The sequence below is a fragment of the Nonomuraea turkmeniaca genome (genome assembly GCF_005889735.1).
Classification (GTDB): domain Bacteria; phylum Actinomycetota; class Actinomycetes; order Streptosporangiales; family Streptosporangiaceae; genus Nonomuraea; species Nonomuraea turkmeniaca.
In genome coordinates this window covers 1-3302 of the sequence record NZ_VCKY01000452.1, presented here as the reverse complement: position 1 = coordinate 3302, position 3302 = coordinate 1, and the positions used below count along the sequence as shown (strand labels likewise).

2 protein-coding genes are annotated in these 3302 nt (G+C 75.5%); both read left to right on the top strand.

Features of this window, described 5'->3' with window-relative positions:
* Nucleotides 1–937 (top strand): serine/threonine-protein kinase (locus ETD86_RS53410; protein WP_484213976.1); only part of this gene is annotated, 937 nt, incomplete at its 5' end.
* Nucleotides 938–962: 25 nt separating this feature from the next.
* Nucleotides 963–3302 (top strand): AfsR/SARP family transcriptional regulator (locus tag ETD86_RS53405; protein ID WP_246149520.1); only part of this gene is annotated, 2340 nt, incomplete at its 3' end.

The following is a 3302-nucleotide window of genomic DNA, read 5'->3' as shown; positions in this document are numbered from 1 at the left end:
GTTCGGGGGTGGGTCGCCTGGTGAGGTGCTGTATCGGATCATGCAGGAGAGGCCGCGGCTGGACGGGCTGGATGAGGGCATCAGGGAGGTGGTGGCGCGGGCGCTCGCCAAGGACCCCCGCCTCCGGCCCACCGCCCAGGGGCTGCTGTCCGAGCTGGTCGGCGGCACCCGCCTGACCATGGCCACCGAGGTGGTGGAACGCACGTGGACGGGCACCTCGACTACCGCGCGGCCCGCTGGTCCGCCGCCGCCCGCCGCGCCGCCTTCTGACGCGCCGGTGAGTGGCGCGCCGAAGGGCAGGCGGCGGCGGTGGCCGTGGGTGGCCGGTGCCGCCGCGATGGCCCTGGTCGCCGGCGCGGCCCTGGCCGTTCCCGCGCTCTGGCGGGAGACGTGGCCGTACGAGGCGGGCTTCGGCGACGCCTGGGCGGTCGGCGCGTCGGAGGGCGGGAACGCGCGTCAGGCGGGCACCGGTTACGAGCTGACCGTCAACCCCGGCTGGCGGCTCTGGAAGTCGGCCCCCAGGCAGGAGCCGGACAACGGCGTGATCGTCAGCGCGAAGGCCACCCTGACCCGGGGAACCGGCGAGTACGGTGTGTGGTGCCACGGCTCGGCCGGCTCCGGAGACCGCTACGAGTTCGCGGTGACCGGCTCGGGAAAGGCCACGATCGTGAAGCGCCGCACAGGGACCCGCGGCACCACCCTGTACGGCCCCGCGAACGCCCCCGTCACGTCCGTCAACCGCATCGTGGCCGAGTGCACGAACACCGGGGACGCGGTGAGGTTGCGCATGTGGTTGAACGAGCGCCTGGTCACCGAGGTGTCCGACGCCGACGCCCCGTACGGCCCGGACGAGGCAGGGGTGCACGCGGCCTCCGGCGAGACCGCCTCCGTACGCGTCCGCTTCGACGCGTTCACTCTCGGGCCGGCTGGTCGGTGATGTGCCGGTTGAGAGGTGGGTGAGGGTGCGATTCGGCGTGCTGGGGCCGCTGCGGATTGACGGAGGCCGGACGCCGGGACCGGCGAAACACCGCACATTGCTGGCCGCGCTCCTCCTGTCCGCCCCCGAGCGGGTGCCCGTCGGGCGGCTCATGTCCGTGGTCTGGGACGATCGGCCGCCGGCGTCCGCGGAGTCGGTGCTCAGGGTGTACGTCAGCGCGTTGCGCAAGCTGGTGGACGGCATCCGCACGGTGCCCGGCGGCTACCTGATCGAGGTCGCGCCGGACGACGTCGACTGCCACCGGTTCGAGCGGCTGGTCGCCGGGGCGCGCCAGGCTCGGGCGGCGGGCCGGGTCGCCGAGGCGGCCGACGGGTTCCGGGCCGCGCTGGGGTTGTGGCGGGGGCAGGCGCTGGCCGACATCGAGTCGTCGGTGCTGCGCCGGGCGCATGCCGTACCGCTGGAGGAGTTGCGCCTGACCGCGCTGGAAGAGCGTGTGGAGCTGGATCTGCGGCTGGGCAGGGGCGCGGAGGTGGTCGGCGAGCTGCGGGCGCTGGTCGGCGCGCACCCGCTGCGGGAACGGGCCTGGGTACGCCTCATCGAGGCCCTCCACCAGGCGGGACGGCGCTCGGAAGCGCTCGGCGCCTTCCAGGACGCGCGCCGGACGCTGGTCGAGGAGCTGGGCCTGGAGCCAGGGGCCGAGCTGACCGCCGCTCAGCAGCGAGTGTTGTACGACACCGGCCGGCAGCCGCCTTACGGCGATCCCGAGCGGCCGGCGCCTGGTGGCCGTCAACCGCCGCAAGGTAGCCATCAGCCGTCACCCGATGTTGTCCGGCCGTGGGGGGTGGCTGGTGACGGGCGGCAGGACGGCGGGGCGGTGAGTGACGAGCTGCCGCCAGATATTTCCGACTTTGCCGGGCGCCAGCCGGCGCTCGACTGGATTCACCGGACGGTCCGCGAGCAGGCGCCGGCGGCCCCGGTACACCTGGTCCTGCACGGCCCGCCGGGCTGCGGGAAGTCGGCGCTGGCCGTGCACGCCGCCACCGGGATCGACCTCCCGGACGGCCGGCTCCACGCCGCGCTCGGCGCCCGGCCGCCCGGCGCGGTGCTGGAGGACCTGCTGCGCTCGCTCGGCTGCCCGGACGGCGCCGTGCCCCCGGCGCTGGACGACCGTATCCGGCTCTACCGCACCATGACGGCTCGCAGACGGTTGCTCGTAGTGCTGGACGACGCCGCCGACGAGGCCCAGGTACGCCCCCTGCTCCCCACCGGGCCGGGCAGCCTCACCCTGGTGACCAGCCGGTCGTCGTTGCCGGGGCTGGAGGCGGCGCGGGCGTACGAGCTGGGCGTGCTCGACGAGGACGAGGCCGTGGCCATGCTCGGCGGCGTGGCCGGGCACGAGCGGGTACGCGCGGAGCCCGAGGCGGCCCGCCGCATCGCCAGCCTCTGCGGCCACCTCCCGCTGGCCCTGCGCATCGCCGGCTCCCGGCTGGCCAGGAAGCCGGGCTGGACGCTCGACCACCTGGCGGGCCGCCTCGGGGACGAGCGGCGCAGGCTCGACGAGCTGAGCGCGGGCGACCTGGCCGTACGCGGCAGCCTGGCGCTCGGTTACCGTGGCCTGCCCGACCCTGAACGCCGGCTGCTGCGCGAGCTCGGCGCGTTCTCCGCCCCCGACTTCGCCTCCTGGGTGCTCGGCGCGGACCTGGAACCGCTGGCGGAGGCCGGGTTGCTGCAGTCGCGCGGGCTCGACGAGGCCGGTCAGGAGAGGTACGGGTGGCACGACCTGACCAGGCTCTACGCCGCCGAACGTCTGGCCGGGGAGGACGGCGGTCCGGGCGGCGTGCTGGCGCTCCGGGCGGAGGCGATCCTGGAGCGTACCCGGCAGGCCCGGGCCTCCCTCCTGCCTGCCGAGCCCGGCACCGGCCGCACCGAGGTCCACCTGCCCGGGCACGATGACCCGGCGCTCCCCGGCGACCCGGCCCTGGAGACCGGGTGGTTGCGGCACGAGGCCCGGTGGCTCGGCGCCGAACGCCGCTTCCTCGTCGCGACCGTCGACGACTTCTACCGCGCCGGCCTGTACGAGGCCGCCTGGCGGCTGGCGTTCTACCTGACGCCGCTGTTCGAGCTTGGGGCGCACCACGACGACTGGCACGCGACCACGGCCGTCGGCCTGGACGCGGCCCGGGCGGCGGGCCACCGGCGCGGGGAGGCGCTGCTGCTGCGCGGCCTGGCCGACCTGCACAGGGCCGAAGGCCGTACGGAGGCGGCCGCGGCGGCCCTGCGAGCGGCCCAGCCGCTGGCGGAAGGGCTTGAACTGGCCAGGATCACGCTGCGGCTCGGCCTCGTCCAAGCCCTCCAAGCCCAACCC